The sequence below is a fragment of the Xanthomonas sp. 3307 genome (genome assembly GCF_014199735.1).
Taxonomy (GTDB): Bacteria; Pseudomonadota; Gammaproteobacteria; order Xanthomonadales; family Xanthomonadaceae; genus Xanthomonas_A; species Xanthomonas_A rydalmerensis.
This window is the reverse complement of record NZ_JACHOG010000006.1, coordinates 203486-220180: the sequence shown is the minus strand read 5'-3', so window position 1 is coordinate 220180 and position 16695 is coordinate 203486. Positions and strand designations below refer to the sequence as shown.

At 69.2% G+C, this 16695-nt stretch carries 16 protein-coding genes; 4 read left to right on the top strand and 12 right to left on the bottom strand.

Annotated features, from left to right (window positions below; genetic code table 11):
• Nucleotides 1–195: 195 nt before the first annotated feature.
• From GGR64_RS15525 to GGR64_RS15515, 3 genes are all read left to right on the top strand, one after another.
• A complete protein-coding gene (locus GGR64_RS15525; protein WP_260303043.1) occupies nucleotides 196–1701 on the top strand; it encodes a carboxylesterase/lipase family protein in 1506 nt (501 codons plus the stop codon).
• Between the two features lie 165 nt (nucleotides 1702–1866).
• Nucleotides 1867–2313 (top strand): MEKHLA domain-containing protein, encoded by a 447-nt coding sequence (locus tag GGR64_RS15520; RefSeq protein WP_221236239.1) that lies wholly within the window; start codon nucleotides 1867–1869, stop codon nucleotides 2311–2313.
• Between the two features lie 220 nt (nucleotides 2314–2533).
• On the top strand, nucleotides 2534–2986 hold the full coding sequence (locus GGR64_RS15515; RefSeq protein ID WP_184646952.1) for a GNAT family N-acetyltransferase: 453 nt from the start codon (nucleotides 2534–2536) through the stop codon (nucleotides 2984–2986).
• Between the two features lie 47 nt (nucleotides 2987–3033).
• On the opposite strand, the gene GGR64_RS15510 is transcribed toward GGR64_RS15515, so the two are convergent.
• The 12 genes from GGR64_RS15510 to GGR64_RS15455 all read right to left on the bottom strand — a co-directional run bounded on the left by GGR64_RS15510 (nucleotide 3034) and on the right by GGR64_RS15455 (nucleotide 15702).
• Nucleotides 3034–4209, bottom strand: a complete 1176-nt coding sequence (locus tag GGR64_RS15510; protein ID WP_184646950.1) for a GGDEF domain-containing protein — start codon at nucleotides 4207–4209, stop codon at nucleotides 3034–3036.
• Nucleotides 4210–4413: 204 nt separating this feature from the next.
• Entirely contained in the window at nucleotides 4414–5961 is a 1548-nt protein-coding gene (locus GGR64_RS15505; RefSeq protein WP_184646948.1) for a PepSY-associated TM helix domain-containing protein, read from the bottom strand.
• Nucleotides 5958–6230 (bottom strand): hypothetical protein, encoded by a 273-nt coding sequence (locus tag GGR64_RS15500; RefSeq protein ID WP_184646947.1) that lies wholly within the window; start codon nucleotides 6228–6230, stop codon nucleotides 5958–5960. Before GGR64_RS15500 ends, GGR64_RS15505 begins: the two co-directional genes overlap by 4 nt.
• The gene (locus GGR64_RS15495) at nucleotides 6220–6510 is read right to left on the bottom strand and encodes a hypothetical protein (protein ID WP_184646945.1); all 291 of its coding nucleotides are present in this window, start codon (nucleotides 6508–6510) and stop codon (nucleotides 6220–6222) included. The genes GGR64_RS15500 and GGR64_RS15495 overlap by 11 nt, the downstream gene beginning before the upstream one ends.
• Nucleotides 6510–8765: a TonB-dependent receptor gene (locus GGR64_RS15490; protein WP_326520351.1), complete on the bottom strand. Its 2256-nt coding sequence runs from the start codon at nucleotides 8763–8765 to the stop codon at nucleotides 6510–6512. The genes GGR64_RS15495 and GGR64_RS15490 overlap by 1 nt, the downstream gene beginning before the upstream one ends.
• 724 nt (nucleotides 8766–9489) lie before the next feature.
• Nucleotides 9490–11868 carry a TonB-dependent receptor gene (locus GGR64_RS15485; RefSeq protein WP_184646943.1) on the bottom strand — a complete coding sequence of 793 codons (2379 nt, stop codon included), beginning with the start codon at nucleotides 11866–11868 and terminating at the stop codon, nucleotides 9490–9492.
• 297 nt (nucleotides 11869–12165) lie between these two features.
• The gene (locus GGR64_RS15480; RefSeq protein WP_184646941.1) at nucleotides 12166–12648 is read right to left on the bottom strand and encodes a nuclear transport factor 2 family protein; all 483 of its coding nucleotides are present in this window, start codon (nucleotides 12646–12648) and stop codon (nucleotides 12166–12168) included.
• Between the two features lie 120 nt (nucleotides 12649–12768).
• Nucleotides 12769–13200, bottom strand: coding sequence for a hypothetical protein (locus tag GGR64_RS15475; protein WP_184646939.1), 432 nt, complete (start codon nucleotides 13198–13200; stop codon nucleotides 12769–12771).
• Nucleotides 13201–13320: 120 nt separating this feature from the next.
• Nucleotides 13321–13917: a hypothetical protein gene (locus tag GGR64_RS15470; protein ID WP_260303037.1), complete on the bottom strand. Its 597-nt coding sequence runs from the start codon at nucleotides 13915–13917 to the stop codon at nucleotides 13321–13323.
• Nucleotides 13918–14374: 457 nt separating this feature from the next.
• Nucleotides 14375–14821, bottom strand: a complete 447-nt coding sequence (locus tag GGR64_RS15465) for a hypothetical protein (protein ID WP_184646935.1) — start codon at nucleotides 14819–14821, stop codon at nucleotides 14375–14377.
• Between the two features lie 59 nt (nucleotides 14822–14880).
• Nucleotides 14881–15162, bottom strand: a complete 282-nt coding sequence (locus GGR64_RS15460) for a hypothetical protein (RefSeq protein WP_160967252.1) — start codon at nucleotides 15160–15162, stop codon at nucleotides 14881–14883.
• A 105-nt stretch (nucleotides 15163–15267) separates the two neighbouring features.
• Nucleotides 15268–15702 (bottom strand): hypothetical protein, encoded by a 435-nt coding sequence (locus GGR64_RS15455; protein WP_184646933.1) that lies wholly within the window; start codon nucleotides 15700–15702, stop codon nucleotides 15268–15270.
• 251 nt (nucleotides 15703–15953) lie between these two features.
• Here GGR64_RS15455 and GGR64_RS15450 point away from each other — a divergent pair, with 251 nt between their 5' ends.
• A complete protein-coding gene (locus GGR64_RS15450; RefSeq protein ID WP_160967250.1) occupies nucleotides 15954–16631 on the top strand; it encodes a hypothetical protein in 678 nt (225 codons plus the stop codon).
• Nucleotides 16632–16695: the final 64 nt, after the last annotated feature.

Here is a 16695-nt window from a genome sequence, read left to right as displayed (position 1 = left end):
GCCACACAAACGTCCCCGATCGCCTAGCCAGGACACCGTCCACGCATGACCACCCGCCCTCGCCTGCCCGCCCCGCTTCCTGCCGCACCCGACGTGACCGCCCCCGACGACCACGGCCGGCGCCGCTTCCTGCGCGACGGCGCGCTCGGCGCGCTGGCCTTGAGCGGCGCGCTGCCCGGTCTCGCAACGGCGACGATGCCGACGCCAGCGGCACCGCTGGCGCGCACCCGCAGCGGCCGCATCCACGGTGTGCGCGATGAGGGCGTGTGCGTGTTCAAGGGCATTCCCTACGGCGCCGACACCGCGCCGCGGCGCTTCCAGCCGGCGTTGCAGGAACAGCCGTGGCACGGCGTGCGCGACTGCAGCGCCTATGCCGCGTCGGCGCCGCAGCGCGGGTCCGAGCCGGTCAGCGAGGACTGCCTGTTCCTCAACGTCTGGACCCCGGGCCTGCGCGACGACGCCAAGCGCCCGATCCTGTTCTACATCCACGGCGGCGCCTACAACAACGGCTCCGGCAGCGACCCGCTGTACGACGGCGTGCGCCTGTGCCAGCGCGGCGACGTGGTGGTGATCAGCGTCAATCACCGCCTCAACGCGTTCGGCTATCTGTACCTGGCGCCGTTCGGCGGCGATGCCTATGCCGCCTCGGGCAACGTCGGCCAGCTCGACCTGGTGCAGGCGTTGCAGTGGGTGCGCACGCACGCGGCCGAGTTCGGCGGCGATGCCGGCAACGTCACCGTGTTCGGCCAGTCCGGCGGCGGCGCCAAGATCGCCACGCTGATGGCGATGCCGGCCGCGCAGGGTCTGTTCCACCGCGCCTGGACCATGAGCGGGCAACAGGTCACCGCCGCCGGGCCGCGGGCCGCCAGCCAGCGCGCGCAGCTGCTGCTGCAGGCCCTGCAGCTGAAGCCCTCGCAACTGGACACGCTGCGCGCGCTGCCGCTACAGCGCGTGCTCGAGGCCACGCGCACGCCCGACCCGTCGCGCGCCGAGACCACCGCGCTGTACCTGGGCCCGGTGCTGGATGCGCAGGTGCTGCACCGGCATCCGTTCTGGCCGGACGCGACGCCGCAATCGGCGCGCATCCCGATGGTCATCGGCAACACCCGCGACGAGACCCGCGCCTTCCTCGGCCACGATCCGGCCAACTTCGCGTTGAGCTGGGACGCCCTGCCGGACAAGCTGGCGCAGGAGCAGTTCGTGGACCTGTCGCCGCAGGTGGTGATCGCCGAGTACCGGCGGCTGTATCCGCACTACACGCCGAGCGAGGTGTTCTTCGCCGCGACCACCGCCGGCCGTTCCTGGCGCGGCGCGGTGGAGGAAGCCGAGGCGCGGGCGCGGCAGGGCGCGCCCACCTGGGTCTACCAGCTCGACTGGGGCTCGCCGCTGGACGGTGGCAAGTTCGGCGCCTTCCACACCCTGGACATCCCGCTGGTGTTCGACAACATCCGCCAGCCCGGCTCGCGCACCGGCGATGGCGCCGACGCGCAGCGCATGGCCGATACGATGAGCGAAGCGCTGCTTGCCTTCGCCCGCCACGGCGATCCCAACCACGCCGGCCTGTCGCGTTGGGAACCTTATTCGCTGGCCCGGCGCGAAACCCTGTTGTTCGACAACGACAGCCGCCTGGCGCACGACCCGCGCGGCGGCGAACGCCGGCTCTACGCGCAGGTGCCGTTCGTGCAGCGTGGGACGTTCTGAGGATCTGCGCGTCGCCTCGCGTGCGTGACAGCGTCGTAGACACACCGCCGAGGATGCGCGCAGCATGCGCGGCGTCACGTCCACGATCGCGCAGTGTCCGCGACAATCCCTGCTCCTGCAGGCGACTCACACGCACCCATGCCGCCTTCCGATCGCCAGCTGAGCTTGCTCGCGCGCATCGACGACTGCTATCGCGCGCTCAGCGGTCACCGGCTGTACTGCCCCGACACCATCGCAGATCGCTATCGTTGGCTGCACGCGCATGCGCCGTACGCCATCCTCGCGCATGACGCCGGCACTGATGATCCCGTGTTCTTCTACGCCAATCGCTGCGCCTTGCACTGCTTCAAGTACAGCGAGCGCGAGATGCTCTCACTGCCGTCCCGCCTGAGTGCGGGTCCCTCCGATCGCGCCGAACGGCAACGATTGCTCGAGACCGTCAAGCGCAACGGCTTCGCCGACGGCTACAGCGGGCCACGGGTCGACAAGCTGGGCAACAGCTTCCTCATCCATGATGGCGAAATCTGGCAGCTGGGCTTCGGCAGCGCCGCCGCGTGGGGTCAGGCCGCCCTGTTCTGGCCGAGCCCTCGCCAGACCGTGGCACTGGACTAGCACGCGTGCGGCCGACATTGCCGGCGACGCCCGCCGCCGCTGAAGGCGCTCCTGCAGTGGGAGTTCGATGGGGGCATCGGCCGTAAGGCCATTGGAGGGATTTCGATCGCGAGGCGCTACGCGAGTCCTATCCACCACCTGTCGATGTGCATTCCGCGCCGCAGCCACCTGTATTACGCTGCACGCGAGGCGCAAAAAGCGCGCGAAAGGAAGCACCGCCATGAGCGATTACCGGATCGTCGAGGAAACGCCACCAGCCGAGGTGTTCTGCCGCCTGCGCGAGGTGGCGGGACTTTCGCCGCGTCCGCTGGAGGGCGTGCGCCGCGCGCTGCCCGGCAGTTGCTTTGGCGTCCATGTCCGCGATGGCGAGCAGATCGTCGGCATGGGACGCATCGTCGGCGATGGCGTGCTGAATTTCGACGTCGTCGACATCGCGGTCGATCCGGCGCACCAGGGCAAGGGTCTGGGTCGCCGCATCATGGACGCGCTCATGGCGTGGCTGCACACGCATGCCGTCGAAGGCGCTTACATCAGCCTGGTCGCGGATGTGCCGGCGTTGTACGCCAAGTACGGATTCCAGCCGGTGGCGCCCAAGGGCGAAGGGATGGCGTTGGTCTGGAGCGAGGCGGCGTATCGCGCGTTGCGCCCGTCGGTGCCACGCTCAACGGAGTGAATGGGCGCCGGCAGCGCCGGCGATTGTCACCGCATCGCCAGCGCGCGCTACCAACCGGTGTCCTCGGCCAGCACCACGCGGTTGCCGACGGCGCGCGCGGAATCCAGCAGCGCCTCGGCGCGCTGCATCAGCGTGGCCGGCGTGTCCTCGGGCGCGGCCAACAGCGCACCGACGCTCACCGTCAGGGGCGGCGCATCCGCTGTGTCCTGCGCGATCGCCATCACCTCGACCATGTCGCGCAGCGCCGGCGCCACCTGGCGCAGGTGCGCGCCACTGGCGTCGTACAGCACCAGAGCGAAGCGGTCGGCGCCGATGCGCATGGCCACGTCCAGCGGCCGCAGCAGGCACTGCATGGCTTCGGCCACCTCCAGCACCGCGCGGTCGGCGGCACCGGCACCGCTGCGCTGCGCCAGCGCGGCGAAGCCGTCCAACTCAACCAGGATCAGCGCCAGCCCGCGCTGCAGGCGCCCGCGCTCGGCCAGCGCCACCGCCAGGTGTTCGTCGAAGCGGCGGCGGTCGCCAAGCCCGGTGAGCGCGTCGCGCAAGGCTTCGTCGTCGCGCACCCGCCGCTGCAGGAAGCCTTCGCGGCGCGAGTGTTCGCGCAGGTAGCCGCCGACCGCGCCGACCGGCACCGCGGTCCACAGCAGCCACTGCAGGCGCAGGTAGGCATCGTGCGCGGCGCCGTCCAGCAGCAGGTGGCCGGACACGGCGCTGATCGCGCACAGCAGCAGCGCCACTGCCACGCTCTGCCACAGCGCCATGCCCAGCGGAAAGAAGCCGGCCACGATCACCAGGGTCATCACCGCCGCCGCATAGCGCAGCTCCTGCGGCGGGTAGCCGATGCTCGACAGCACCAGTCCGGTGCCGCCGACCAGCAACAACAACGCGGCACGGCCGGGCCCGTGCGTGTCGGCCCGGTGGATCGCGGCGGCCACCCACAACAGCGCCAGCAGGGTCGCTGCTCGCACCGCAACCGCATAGCCGGGCAGACCGCCGCCGCGCCAGCCGAAATGCACCGCGTCCCAGCCCAGCAACAGCAGCGCGATCAACACGCCCAGCGAGGCCGCCACGCGCTGCGCGAAGCCCAATGTGGCGGCGGTGTAGCGGCGATACGCCCGTTCCAGCGGAGGATCGAAACGCAGCGCGGCGAATCCCTTGCGCAACTGCGCCGCATAGGCCTCGCCCGGCGGCGCGTCGTTTGGCTCCTGGTAACGCTCGTGCATGCAGTCCCCTGTCGACGGCAACGCGGCGCGAAGTGCGGATCAGGTCACATCACATCATGTCACCCGATTCGGTTTCGCGCGGACGCTGCGGTGCCCACGTCGCGACCATGAAAAAGCACCGGCGCGTGATTGTCCACTTTTGGGACGATCGGTTGCGTGACAGTGGCGCCCTGCCGCGCCCGATATGGCGCGGCAGGCCGAGCGTCAACGCGGCGGCGGGAACGCCCACACGCTATGCGGATCGCCGCCCTGCCCGCGGCGGGACGCGGCGCGCGCCATCTGCCAATAGGCCCAGGCCAGCACCACCGCACAGGCGTCGATCGCCAGCAGCGTGCCGCTGCTCCACGGTGCCACCCAACCGGTGGCGCCGCGCAAGCCGGCCAACGGCACCAGTGCAGTCAGCACCGCGCAGGCCAGCAGCAGTTCGTAGGCGCCACGCGCGGTCGGCCGCAGCAGCGCCCAGGCCACACCCAGCGCGAACACGGCGTAGTACGCACCGCGCTCCATCCCCGGCGGCAACAGGCGCGCAGCCACGAACAGCGCCGACACCCCGGCCACGCAGCCCAGGCACACGCCGGTGGTGAGCCGTGCCATGACGTGGGTGCGCAGCGGCTGCGCGTGCTGACGACGCTTGCGTCGCGCTTCCACCCACAGCAGGTTGCCGCTGTAGAACAGGAACGCACCGCCGAGCCCGAGCAGGAAGTACAGCCACTGCAGCGGCCAACGCCCGTAGTTGCCGAAGTGCAGGGTCTGCAGGCCGCGCAGCGACGCCACGCCCGGCGACATGGTCTGCGGCGACAGCACCCGCAGCACCTTGCCGTCGGCCGCGCGCAGGGCGACGCCGGCCAGCGTGTTGAGCCGGCGCTGGTCCTGGTGGCCGTACAGTTCCACCTGCGCGTTGGCGTCGCCGGCATCGTGGAAGGACAGGCTCTCCGGCACGAAGCCGGGATTGGCCGCGCGCGCCCGCGCCACCAGCTCGGCCACCGGCAGCATCGGTGCGGCCACGTGCGCGGGCTGCACGTGCGGGGCCAGTTCGAAGTCCGGCTGCAACACCTGCATCAGCTTGCCGTCGAACACCAGGTACTGGAACGGCGCCAGCAACAGCACGCCCAGGGTCAGCACCGCGCCGGACCAGGCGAAGATCACGTGGAACGGCAGCGACAACATGCCGATGGCGTTGTGCGCGTCCTGCCACAGGCGCTTGACGTTGCGACCGCGGCGCAGCGCGAACAGGTCTTTGAGCAGCACCGGCGCGTACAGCACCACGCCGCTGACCAGAGCCAGCCCGTACAGCAGGCAGACCACGCCGAACAGATAGGTGCCGAAGGTGCGCGGCAACCCGGCGGTGAAGTGCAGGTCGTACAGGAAGTCGACGAAACCACTGCGCTGCGGCAGCTGCACCGGTTGCCCATCGGCACCGGGCTGGAACTGCACGATGCCGCCGAAGGCCTGCTGCGCGGCCGGGCCGAACGCATAGAACTGCGGCAGCGTGCGGCCTTCGCCGGGCAGCATCAGCGTGTAGGACTCGGCCAGCGCCGGATGCCGCGCCAGCACCGCATCGGCCAGCGCCTGCGTGGCCTGTTCCGGCGGCAGCGCCGGCGCGCGCACCGCTGGCGGCCGCGGCCACTGCTCCAGGTCGTGGGTAAACACGTTGATCGCCCCGGCATAGAAGGCGATGAACAAGGCCATGCCGGCGAGCAGGCCCATCCAGCTGTGCGCCGACAGGAACTGGCGCAGGGTCGCGGCCTTCATGGGGTCACCTGCACGAGATGACTGGCCTTGAGCAGGAACAGCGCCACGTAGCACAGCGCGGTCGCCGCGCCCAGCCACAGCCACGCGCGCGCGCCGCTGCGGAACACGAAGGCCAGCGACATCGCACCGATCCATGCCGGGAACACCAGCAACAGCCACGGCAGCGTGTGCACCTGCAGGTCGCCCGGCCACAGCAGCACGCACAGCCCGATGACGCCCACCGCCAGTGGCAGGCCGAGCACGATCGCCGCCAGCCATCTAGCCCACATCGGCATCGCCTCCGTGCAGGTGCCACCAGGCATCCAGGTACGGCAAGGCCACCGCCGCCAGCATCGTCGCGCTCAACGCGGCGAAGACGCCGGCCCACACGCCCAGCGCGACGATCGCCGCGCCCAGCGCCGCCACGCACAACAGCGTGCCGGCCACGCGCAGCGCGCGTGCGTGCCGCCGCCACGCCGGACACAGCCGCTGGTGCGCGGTGGCCAGGTAGAACGCCAGCGCCGCCAGCGCGGCGGCCAGCAGATAGCCGGCGGTGGCGACGGCAGGCATCACCAGCGCGCCTCGAAGCCGATGCCGACCACGCGCGGCGCGCCCAGGATGGCGATCGGATCGGTGGCCCAGCGGTACTGCGCGTAGTGGCGGTCGAGCAGGTTGTTGGCGAAGATCCACGCGCTCCAGTCCAGGGTCTCGTAGCCGAACTTGGCATTGACCACGGTGCGCGAGGCCAGCTGCACCGCGCCGGCACCGACATCGGTGTAGACGCGGTCGCGAAAGCTGGCATTGAGGTTGGCCAGCCAGCCGTCGGCGAAGCGCCAGTTGGCGCCCAGCGCCGCGGTCCAGCGCGGCGCGTAGGCGAACTCGCGGCCGGCGTAGTCGATGATCGAGGCACCGGCGACGGTGGTGAAGCTGTCGTAGCGGGTGCGCGCGTAGCCCAGCGAGCCGTACCAGTCGAACGCCTCGTTTGGCCGGTGGCTGGCCTCGAGCTCGGCGCCGTACAGATGCGCGCGGCCGGCGTTGACGGTGTTGTAGTCGAAGCTGTTGAGGCCGAAGTAGGCGGTGGTCTGCTTGTCCTTCCAGTCGATGTAGTAGGCGTTGGCGTTGAGGGTCAGGCGCCGGTCCAGCCACTGCGAGCGCAGCGAGGCTTCGTAGTTCCAGGTGTATTCCGGGTCGTAGGGGAAGGCCTGGCTGCGCGCCGAGTTGAAGCTGGAGCCGCCGGAGCGGTAGCCGCGCTGCACCACCAGGCTGGTCGACAGGTCCGGGCTCCAGTCGTAGCGCGCCCCGAGCTTGGGCAGCAGCGCATCGAAGTCGCGCGTGTTCCATGCCACTTCGCCGTTGGCCGAGCGCACGATGCCGGCCACGCCCTGGTTGATCGCGACGACGGCGCGGTACAGCGCAGTGCCGCTGGCGGCGAAGGCGGCCGGGTCGGGATAGCGGCCGGCGAAGGCCGCGGTGGTGTCGGAAGCCATGGCGTAGCGCTGGCGGTCGTAGCGCAGCCCGCCCAGCAGCGAGAAGCCGCTGCCGACCTGCCACTGGCCATCGGCGAACAGCGCGCGGTTGCTGGAGCGGGTCGGGCTGGCGCTGACGTAGTCGACCGGAATCACCGGCAAGGCCTGCGCGTAGCGGGTGGCGATCGCGGTGGCGGTGGCGGCCGGGAAGCCGGCGCCGCGCAGCAGGCCGGCGATGGTCGTGGTCGGCGTGGCGACGTTGTTCAGCAGTTGCGCGTCGTTGTCTTCCACATGCCGCGCCCAGTACGCGCCGATCAGGCCCTGCACCGAGGCGCCGGCGTAGTGCAGGCGCAGTTCCTGCGAGGCAGTGGTGTCGTCGAGCTGGCGCTGCGCGTAGCCAGCGTTGTCCGGGCCATGGTCCATGTCCCAGATGCTGGACGAGGTGACCTTGTTCCAGGCGCTGACCGAGGACAGCGACCAGGCGTCGGAGAGCGCGTAATCGGCCTGCAGGGTGACGATGTCGCTGTCGCTGCGGGTGCGGTCCGGGGTGTTGTTGGTGGCGTAGCGGTGCTCGGCATAGTCGGGCAGGTCGGTGCGCACGTAGCTGTACATGTATGGGCCGGTGCGGTGCGAGCGGGTGTAGCCCAGTTGCACCTTCAGCCCGGCGATCGCCGACGGCGTCCACAGCAGCTTGCCGCGGTAGATCGCCGAGACCTGCGCATCGTCGGCGGCCTGTCGGGTGAGATTCCAGTTGTAGCCGTCGAAGCTGCGCTGCTCCACCGAGGCGCGGAACGCCAGTTCGTCGGGGACGATCGGGCCGCCGACCGCGCCGGCCAGGCTGCGGTCGGACGGGTCGGAGGCCAGGACCCGCAGCTTGCCCTGCCAGTCCATGGTCGGCTCGGCGGTACGCAGGACGATCGCGCCGGCCAGGGCGTTTTCGCCCTGCAGGGTGGACTGCGGACCGCGCAGGACTTCCACCTGCTGCAGGTCCCACAGGCTCAGCGGCACCCAACTGATCGCCTTCCACGGCAGTGCGGCGCCGTCCAGGTAGATGGTGGCCAGCGGCGCATCGCTGCCGCCGTCGATGTTGCGGATGCCGCGGATGCTGAAGCCGGCGTCGCCGTAGGTCTGCGCCATGTTGGCGGTGCGGTTGAACACCTCGTAGGCGCTCTGCAGGTTCTCCTGCTCGATGCGCGCTTCGGTGGTGACGGCGACCGAGCTGGTGGTGTCCTGCACGCTGCGGCCGCTCTTCTCGCCGGTGACGACGATCTGGTCGAGGGTGGTGGGATCAGGGGGAGGCGCAGCATCGGCGCCGGCTGCGCGTGTTGGCGGCGCCAAGCCGAGTAAGACGGACACCACAGACAAGGACAACACCGACCGCGCGACGCGCATGCACCACTCCCCCGAAAGACTCACGGATGAAGGCATGGCGGCGGCTGTGCCCGGCTGCCGGACCCGGCAGCGCTGGGCGCGGACTTTAGCAGAGCGGGGGCTGGGTCGCCATGGGATCTGGGATGGGCGGCAGGTTTGCCGGAGGCTCGGGCCGCGGGGTCCGGGGTCCCGGGGGCGTAGGAGCGGCTTTAGCCGCGACCGGGCTTTATCGCGAAGGTCGCGGTCGCGGCTGATGCCGCTCTTACGGTTCTTCTGGTCCGACACCTACCTCTCGAGCAACAGCAAAGGCTTTCGCCCTTTCGGGCGAGTTACTTTTCTTTGCTCGCGCAAAGAAAAGGTAACCAAAAGAAAGCGCGCCCTGCCTCGCGCCCTCCGCGCTGCGCGCTCCGGGTCCGCGTCCATCGCGGGGATTCGCGGAAGGGGCATCCTGCCCCTGCCGCGAACGGCGCACATCCATGTGCGCCGCCCTTCGGGTTTTTCCCCGCGCTGGCCGCCGCTTCGGAAGGGAACCCGGTAAATCAAAAGCAAGAGCCAAAGCCAAGCAACAGCAACAGCAACGGCTAGGGCTAGGGCTAGGCCCACAGCTACGGCAACGTACTGTTACAAAACGCAAACGGGCGGGAGGGCTTTTGCCCTCCCGCCCGCTGGGGCCGGCATGTGCTGCCGACGTGGTGTGCTGCAACGCCTGCGATCAGTGCCAGTGCAGGTTGAACGAGACGCCGACGATGCGCGGTTCGTTGTAGACGGCCGCCATGTAGTTCTCGATCACGCCCTTGAGGTTCTTTTCGTTGGTGATGTTGCGGGCGAACGCGGCCACTTCCCATGCGCCGTAGTCGCCGGTGTAGCCCAGCTTGAGGCCGCCTTCGAAGTTGCCGTTGGAGGTGAACTCGGTGGAGTCGTACAGCACGAAGCTGGTGTAGCCCTGCTTGTTCCAGTCGGTGGCGACGAAGAACGCGCCGCCGTCGTTGACCGAGATGTCGTAGCGCGCGGCCAGGTTGACGTTGTACTTGGGTGCGTTCGGCAGCGGGTTGCCATCGATCTGGGCGAAGGTATTGCTGCCGATGCGGATGGTCGGATCCTTCACCGTGCACACCACCACGCCGTTCAGGCCGCACACCTGCGCGTATACGCGCTTGTCCTGGATCTCGCTGTGCAGCAGGCTCAGGCCGGCGGTCAGCGACAGGTTGGGGATCGGGCGCCAGTCCAGGTCCGCTTCCATGCCGTAGGCCTTGGCCTTGTCGGCATTGAACAGCACGCCGTTGCCGTTGGAGTCGTTGCCGTTGAGCTGGATGTCGTCGACGGTGTAGGTGAAGCCGGTGACGTTCAGGCGCAGGCGGTTGTCAAACAGGTTGCTCTTGATGCCCGCTTCCCACGACAGGATGGTTTCCGAGTCGGCAGTGGTGAAGTCGGAATTGAACACCGCCGAGCGACCCTGGATGGTCGGGCCACGGAAGCCGCGGGCGACCTTCGCGTACACGTTGACGTTCGGGTTGAGCTCATACATCGCGCTCAGGTCCCAGCTCGGCTGGGTGTCGGCCAGGCGCACGTCGCGGCGGCCCTTGTAGGTGACCACGCCGGCCGCGGTGTCGGCGGTCTTGAGCAGCTTGGTCTCCTTGCTGTCGCGGGTCTGGCGCACGCCGGCGGTCAGGGTCAGCGCATCGGTGACCTTGTAGGTCAGCTGGCCGAAGCCGGCCCAGGAGGTGTTGCTGTTGTGCAGGCGCACCCAGTTGTTGGGATTGCGCGCGGCGGTCTGCAGGAAGTAGGCGCGCTGGTAGAAGTCGGTGGTGTCCTTGCCGTCGAAGTAGAACGCGCCGGCCTGCCACTGCAGCGGCGCGTCGCCCTCGCTGGCCAGGCGCAGTTCCTGGGTGTACTGGTCCAGGTCGCGCACCTGGCCCATCGACTGGCCGTAGCCGTTGGGCACGCCGTTGACCGGGAAGTTGGCCGCGGCGCCGCCGTCGGTGTCGCCGCGGCTGTAGCCGGAGGTGGTCTCGTAGGCGCTGATCGAGGTCAGCGAGACGCCGCCGAAGTCGTAGATCGCCTTCAGCGAGGCACCGTGGGTCTTGTAGGCCTGCGGGTTGTCGTGGGCTTCGTCGTAGGCCACCTGGTCGCGCGGCACGTCGACCTTGTTGGAACCCTTGGTCAGCGCGCCGCGCAGGAACAGGGTGGAGGTGCCGTCGTAGTCGCGGGTGTGGAACGAACCCAGCAACGAGAAGTTCTCGCTCGGCTTCAGCAGCAGTTGCAGGCGTGCGTTGCGGTCGTCGTAGCCGCCCATCGCATCCTTCTTCGGGGTGACCGTGCCGTCGGCGCTGGGGCCGTTGTAGGTGTTGTCCACCCAGTCGTCGCGGTGCTGGTACAGCGTGGACACGCGGAACGACAGCACGTCGTTGATCGGGCCGCCGATGCCGCCGTCGACCGAGACCGTGTTGTAGCTGCCGTAGCTGGCGGTGACGCGGCCGGTGTAGTCGTCGCTGGGCTTGATGCTGTCGAACTTGACGATGCCGGCGGTGGTGTTGCGGCCGAACAGCGAGCCTTGCGGGCCGCGCAGCACTTCCACCTGGTCCACGTCGTAGACCGGGTTGGACTTCAACACCACGTGCTCCAGCACCACATCGTCCTGGATGATCGACACCGGCTGCGAGGCGCCGAGATAGAAATCGATGTTGCCCAGGCCGCGGATATAGAAGCGCGGGAAGATGCGGCCGGTGGTGGTTTCGGCGTAGAAGCTGGGCACCCGGCCGGACAGCGCCAGCAGCGTGTCGTCGCCGCCGGCGGTGAAGTCGCGCATCGCCTCGCCCTGCACCACGCCCACCGACACCGGTACCTCCTGCAGGTTCTGCTCGCGGTGCTCGGCGGTGACGATGATGGTGTCCAGCGAGGTCGCCGCATCGCCATTGCCGGCGGCATTGGCCGGCCGCGTCTCGCTGCCGGCCAGCGACGGCGCGCTGTCCTGCGCGGCGGCAGCGGCGGCGACCGAGGCCAGCACCAGGGCGGCGCAGGCCTGCGCCAGGCGGGTACGGGCCGGCGCGGCGCGCGCGGTCAGCGGCCGCGGGGAGAGTTGGGGATGCAGCATGTCGGATCCTTGTGAGCGCGCAGAATCGAGTCCGTTCGGCTTGCGCAGCAGCCCGCGACGGCATGCGCCATACGGTGGCGCAGCGCGGCACGATATGTCGTTTGTGTTGCACCGCCATTGCAATGGCGGCGCCAGGGCGACGACGCGGCGGCGCGTGACCGCTTCACGTCGCGCCACGCCGCGAAGCGGACATCCGCGGACCTGCATCTCACTGCGCCGCCACCTGGTCAGGCCTGCGCGTCACCACATCGCGCAGACACCCTGGGCACGGACGCCCTCGCCCGCGCCAGTGGCCCATCAAGGCGTGCAGCGCTGCGCGGCGAATTCGGCCAGGCGCCGGGTGAGCGTTCCTTCCCGCCAGGCGATGTCGAGAATCACCCAGCGATCGTCCTGCCGGCCGAGCACCACCGTGTCCGTCCACTGCAGGCTATCGACGGCTAGGCGGGCGCGCACCCGGGCGGTGTCGCCCTTGACCTGCGCGATCGTCGAGACCATCGCGGTGGGCTGGTCCGGCCACAGGAAGAACGGACTCTGGTCCAGCATGTGCGGCTTGACGTCTGCCGGCACTCGCCTGGCGCAGGCCGCCTCGTAGGCGCGCTGCGCCTCCAGCGCCGCGAACAATTCCCGCCCCAGCAGATGCCGTACCTGCGCGACGTCGCCGTCGGCATGCTCGGGCGCGATCGCCCAGGCATAGAACGTCTGGACCGTACTCACCGGCGACTCGCCCGCGGTGGCGGCGAACGCGCTCAGCCACAGGCTCATCGCATACAGGAACCGCATTCCCCTCATGGATCGCCGACCCCTTGGGCCGCCAGGCGCGGCCCGGCGATCCTCGACCAGGCGCTGCGCGCCGTCAATGCGGGCGCGGCCGCGCGCGCCAGCACGTCATCAGGGCGTGCCTCAATCGCTGTCCACTCCGAGTACGCTCAGGCGCAGCGGCGGTGCGTCCGGGCCGGCCGGCGCATGCGCCAATCGTCCCATCACCCGCACCACCTGCCCAGTGCCTTCCTCGCGCAGATGCGCCGCCTGGTCCACGGTGACCGCCAGCCGCAGCTGGCGCACCTGCTCGTGCCGCGGCTGGCGTCCGTCCGCCGACGCCGCCACGCACAACGGCTGCGGCAGGATCAGCACCTCTTCCTGGGTGGCTGCCGCACCGGCATCGGCATGCGTGTGCGCATGCGGCGCGGCGGGTTCGACGGACGACGGCGCCAGCGTGCCGGACAAAGTGACCTGGGTCGGCCCGTACGGCAGGCAATGCTTGGGCGCTGCCATCAGCGCGGGCGCAATGCCGATCGACAGCAGCGGAAACAGCGACAGGGTTCGGATCGGCATCGTGGCACGCGGATGGAGACGGGCCGCCGAGCATACCCAAGCGCGATGGCGGCCGTACTGCAGCCCGGCGGCATCACCGCAGTGTGCCGTACGGCGTTGCCGCCGAGACCACACCGGCCGTCAGGGTTCGCGCTCCACCACGACCTCGGTGAACCGCGGTTCGGCGGCGATCAGCGCATGCAACTGCGCAAAGCACGGATCGTCGTCGCGCATCGCATGCCGGCCGAGGATGCGCTCCCAGAACGAGCGCTGCTTTTCGATCTGCAGCATCCAGGTATGGTTGCCATCGACCTCTTCCTCGGCGTAGGCGCCGACCAGATAGCTGCGCCCCTGGCATTCCGCTTCGGAAGCCCAGCCCCAATCCTCCGGGTCCGGTTCGGACAGGACCATGGCGTGGCCCACACGCACGCGCAGCCAGTCCAGCAGCGAACTGCCGCGGATCGGATTGATCGGATTTTCCGGCTCGGCGCTCACCTCGAACAGGCGGGAGCGGAAGTGAATAACAGGATGCATGCGGCAGCTTGACTCTCTAACGATCGGATGGCGGACGCCCGCATCGGCGCGGCATGCGTCACAGCATGCACGGATGGGCGGTTCCGGAGGGTAAACGCATGCGCGTCGGTCCAGGTGGACAGCGGCGCCGCACGTCATGCAGACCTGCGACACGCGGAAGGCAACCGCCGCGGGCGCATGCGTCGCTTGCAGCGACAGGTCCACCGGATCCGGACCCCGCCGCGCCGCAACGGGCCACATCGATTCCAGCACGCCTGCATGACAACTCATCGCATCCTGCGTAGACAGGCACGCGCACCCGGATATGCCCAGATGCCGATCGCAGCGGCGAGCCACACGCTGGCGAGCTTGAAGCGGGCCGAGGCGAAGGCAGGGTCGCCGGATGAGCATGCTGCAGTGGCGCCGCGCCCTGGCGTTGCCAGAACGTCCGCCATGCCTCGACGCCGCGCCACAGCGGCAGCACCCAACCGGCGGACAGCAGCGCGACCGCGAGGGTGAGTACCCGCTGCCTCATCGCGTGCCGTTCTGCGCCGGCGTCGCCACGCGCCGGCAAAGACCTGGGATCCGTTTGGCGAATCCGCAACCTCGGCAGGAGCCCGCAGGGAGGTCCATCGCCGCGGCTGCCCTGAAGCGGTCGCGGCGACGCGGCGGCGGCACTGGGTCACGGTGTTTGCTCCGGCTCCAGATCCGGCTCGAACGGACGATCGGGCAGTCGCTGCCCGCACCACGGGCAGAACTGCACGCAGATCGCGTCATTGAGGTACCAGGTCGGATCCTCGCCACGGAACAACTCGAACCCGATCCGCACCACCCTGTCCGGCTTGGTCACTGCCTCGAACATGCTGAAGCAGCAATAGCGAGCGACGCGCTCGCGCCACGCCCCGCTCTCGGGAAACTGTGCCTCCAGCCAGAGCGCACTCCAGGCCTGGCAAGCGCTACATTGCGCCAGATGCGACAGCGCAGCGTAGGTCGGTGGATCAGGGAAGTGTTCCTCTTCCACCTCGATCAAGCCTTCGAGCGCCATCACCAGTTCGGGTCTTTGGTGAATCTGATCGCGCAGCGCCGACAGCGTGTATCGCGTGATGAAGCAGGTGCCGGAATGCGGCATAGGTGCAATCCATTGCAGTCCAAGGCCAGAAAGCGTAGCGCGATGCAGCCGCTTCGAGGTTAAGCGCCCGCCGCGCTCCACAACGCATAGCCCAACAGCCCCAATCCCACCAGGGCGAACCCGCCCCAGAAGGCCGCCGCGTCGGCCGAGACCACGCGTGGGGCCAGATAGGCGCTGCGCTTGCCGGATTTGCCGCGCCGTTTGCTGCTCCACGGTTCGACGCTGTAATAGCCGAACGAGAACGCCGGCACCACGAGCATGCCGACGAGATAGCACAGGCCGTAGAGGACGATCTCGAACAGTGGGCGCAGCACGACCTCGGTCAGCAGACTTGCGGGCATGGTGTCACCTGATCCAGGCAGCAGTGATGTGGGGCGTTGGCCACGCCCCTACGTTGAAGCGGCGTGCGATGCTCGCCGAGCAGCAGGTGGCCGTCAATGGCTCGATCACCGGCTATCGCTGAGCAGCCGCTGCACCAGCTCGAATCCGAGCACCGACATCGACGGATAGCGGGCGTACTCGTCCACCGACAACATCCGCACGAAGGTATCGCCCTCGTGCAAGGCGCCGGCGATGTGGAAGGTCAGCCGTTCCCTGGCGTCGCTGGGCAGCGGCGCGTGGCCGATGAGTTGCCAGTCGCCGCTCTTGAGCTTCTGGGCGCCGGTAAACAGCAATCGGATGTCCTTGTCGCCATCGCGCACCGGCAGCGGCCGTGCCGGCGACGGACCAAGCGTTGGGGCCGAGGCCTGATGTTCCAGCACACAGAAGCCGATCACCTTGCGATAGTCGCCCTGCGGCGCCCACAGCACCTGGCAGAGCGCGTACACCGCCGTGTCCAACGGGACCGCGAAGACATCGCCCGCCCGGTACTTCGCTGCCATGCCACCGCCCTCTTTCGTCTGAAAGCTGGATCGCAAGGGTATCCCTGCGTCCTGCTTGATGGCACCTACCTGACAAGTCGAGACGTTTGCCGGCGTTCCGCTGCTGGTCGACGCGCATGACGTGCGATGAGCCGTGCCGCGCGCCACAGCGTCATGCCGGCCAGACGCCGCCACCTCCTCGCCCATCGTTCGCTCGCCACCGGTTCACCCCCGGTGGCCCACACTGTCTCCCCACCTTTGGAGCGACTCTGATGCACAAGACCTGGCTGCTCGCCTTGTTGGCGGTTCCCGCACTGGCCCACGCTGCCCCGGACGAGGACACCGCGATGTGCCGCAACGGCGGCTTCCCCATGAGCACGGCCGGGTTTTCGCTCGCCAAGGTCGCGGTGCCGCGCCTGTACCTGCTCAACGACGACGACGGCTGCCCGGCCAAGGGCGAGGCCGCGTGCCGGCAGCGCGCCTATGTGGTCAAGGACGACACCGTGATCCTGGCGCAGCGTCAGGGCGGCTTCGTCTGCGCGTTCTACCCCAACAAGGTCGGCGGCAGCGCCGGCTGGGTGGCGGCGTCGAGCGTGCAGCCACTGCCGGCGACGGCCGCCCCGAAGCCGCAGGCCTGGGTCGGTCAATGGCACGACGGCGACAACGAACTGCAACTGATCGCCAATGGCGACGGCACCATCACCGCCAACGGCGATGCCTACTGGCCCAGCGCCAACCCGAGTCCCGAGGAAAGGCCCGGCGGCCCGAACCTGGGCGCCGTCACCGCGCGCGGCTTTCCCGAAGGCAATCGGCTGGAGCTGAGCGAGGACGACTGCAAGGTCCGCCTGCAACTGCTCGGCGACCTGATGGTCGTCTCGGATAACCTGCAGTGCGGCGGAGCCAATGTGAGCTTCAATGGTGTGTACCGGCGCAAGGCCGCGAAGCACTGAGGCGCAGCCTCTGCGGTTCCCTCGTTCGGTGTGGTCCAGGCGGCGATCCGGTGCCGCCTGGGTT

Coding starts and splice junctions, on each gene's coding strand:
- GGR64_RS15525 (WP_260303043.1), top strand. CDS start 196: ATGCCGACGCCAGCGGCACCGCTGGCGCGCACCCGCAGCGGCCGCATC.
- GGR64_RS15515 (WP_184646952.1), top strand. CDS start 2,534: ATGAGCGATTACCGGATCGTCGAGGAAACGCCACCAGCCGAGGTGTTC.
- GGR64_RS15510 (WP_184646950.1), bottom strand. CDS start 4,209: ATGCACGAGCGTTACCAGGAGCCAAACGACGCGCCGCCGGGCGAGGCC.
- GGR64_RS15505 (WP_184646948.1), bottom strand. CDS start 5,961: ATGAAGGCCGCGACCCTGCGCCAGTTCCTGTCGGCGCACAGCTGGATG.
- GGR64_RS15500 (WP_184646947.1), bottom strand. CDS start 6,230: ATGTGGGCTAGATGGCTGGCGGCGATCGTGCTCGGCCTGCCACTGGCG.
- GGR64_RS15495 (WP_184646945.1), bottom strand. CDS start 6,510: ATGCCTGCCGTCGCCACCGCCGGCTATCTGCTGGCCGCCGCGCTGGCG.
- GGR64_RS15485 (WP_184646943.1), bottom strand. CDS start 11,868: ATGCTGCATCCCCAACTCTCCCCGCGGCCGCTGACCGCGCGCGCCGCG.
- GGR64_RS15480 (WP_184646941.1), bottom strand. CDS start 12,648: ATGCGGTTCCTGTATGCGATGAGCCTGTGGCTGAGCGCGTTCGCCGCC.
- GGR64_RS15475 (WP_184646939.1), bottom strand. CDS start 13,200: ATGCCGATCCGAACCCTGTCGCTGTTTCCGCTGCTGTCGATCGGCATT.
- GGR64_RS15465 (WP_184646935.1), bottom strand. CDS start 14,821: ATGCCGCATTCCGGCACCTGCTTCATCACGCGATACACGCTGTCGGCG.
- GGR64_RS15460 (WP_160967252.1), bottom strand. CDS start 15,162: ATGCCCGCAAGTCTGCTGACCGAGGTCGTGCTGCGCCCACTGTTCGAG.
- GGR64_RS15455 (WP_184646933.1), bottom strand. CDS start 15,702: ATGGCAGCGAAGTACCGGGCGGGCGATGTCTTCGCGGTCCCGTTGGAC.
- GGR64_RS15450 (WP_160967250.1), top strand. CDS start 15,954: ATGCACAAGACCTGGCTGCTCGCCTTGTTGGCGGTTCCCGCACTGGCC.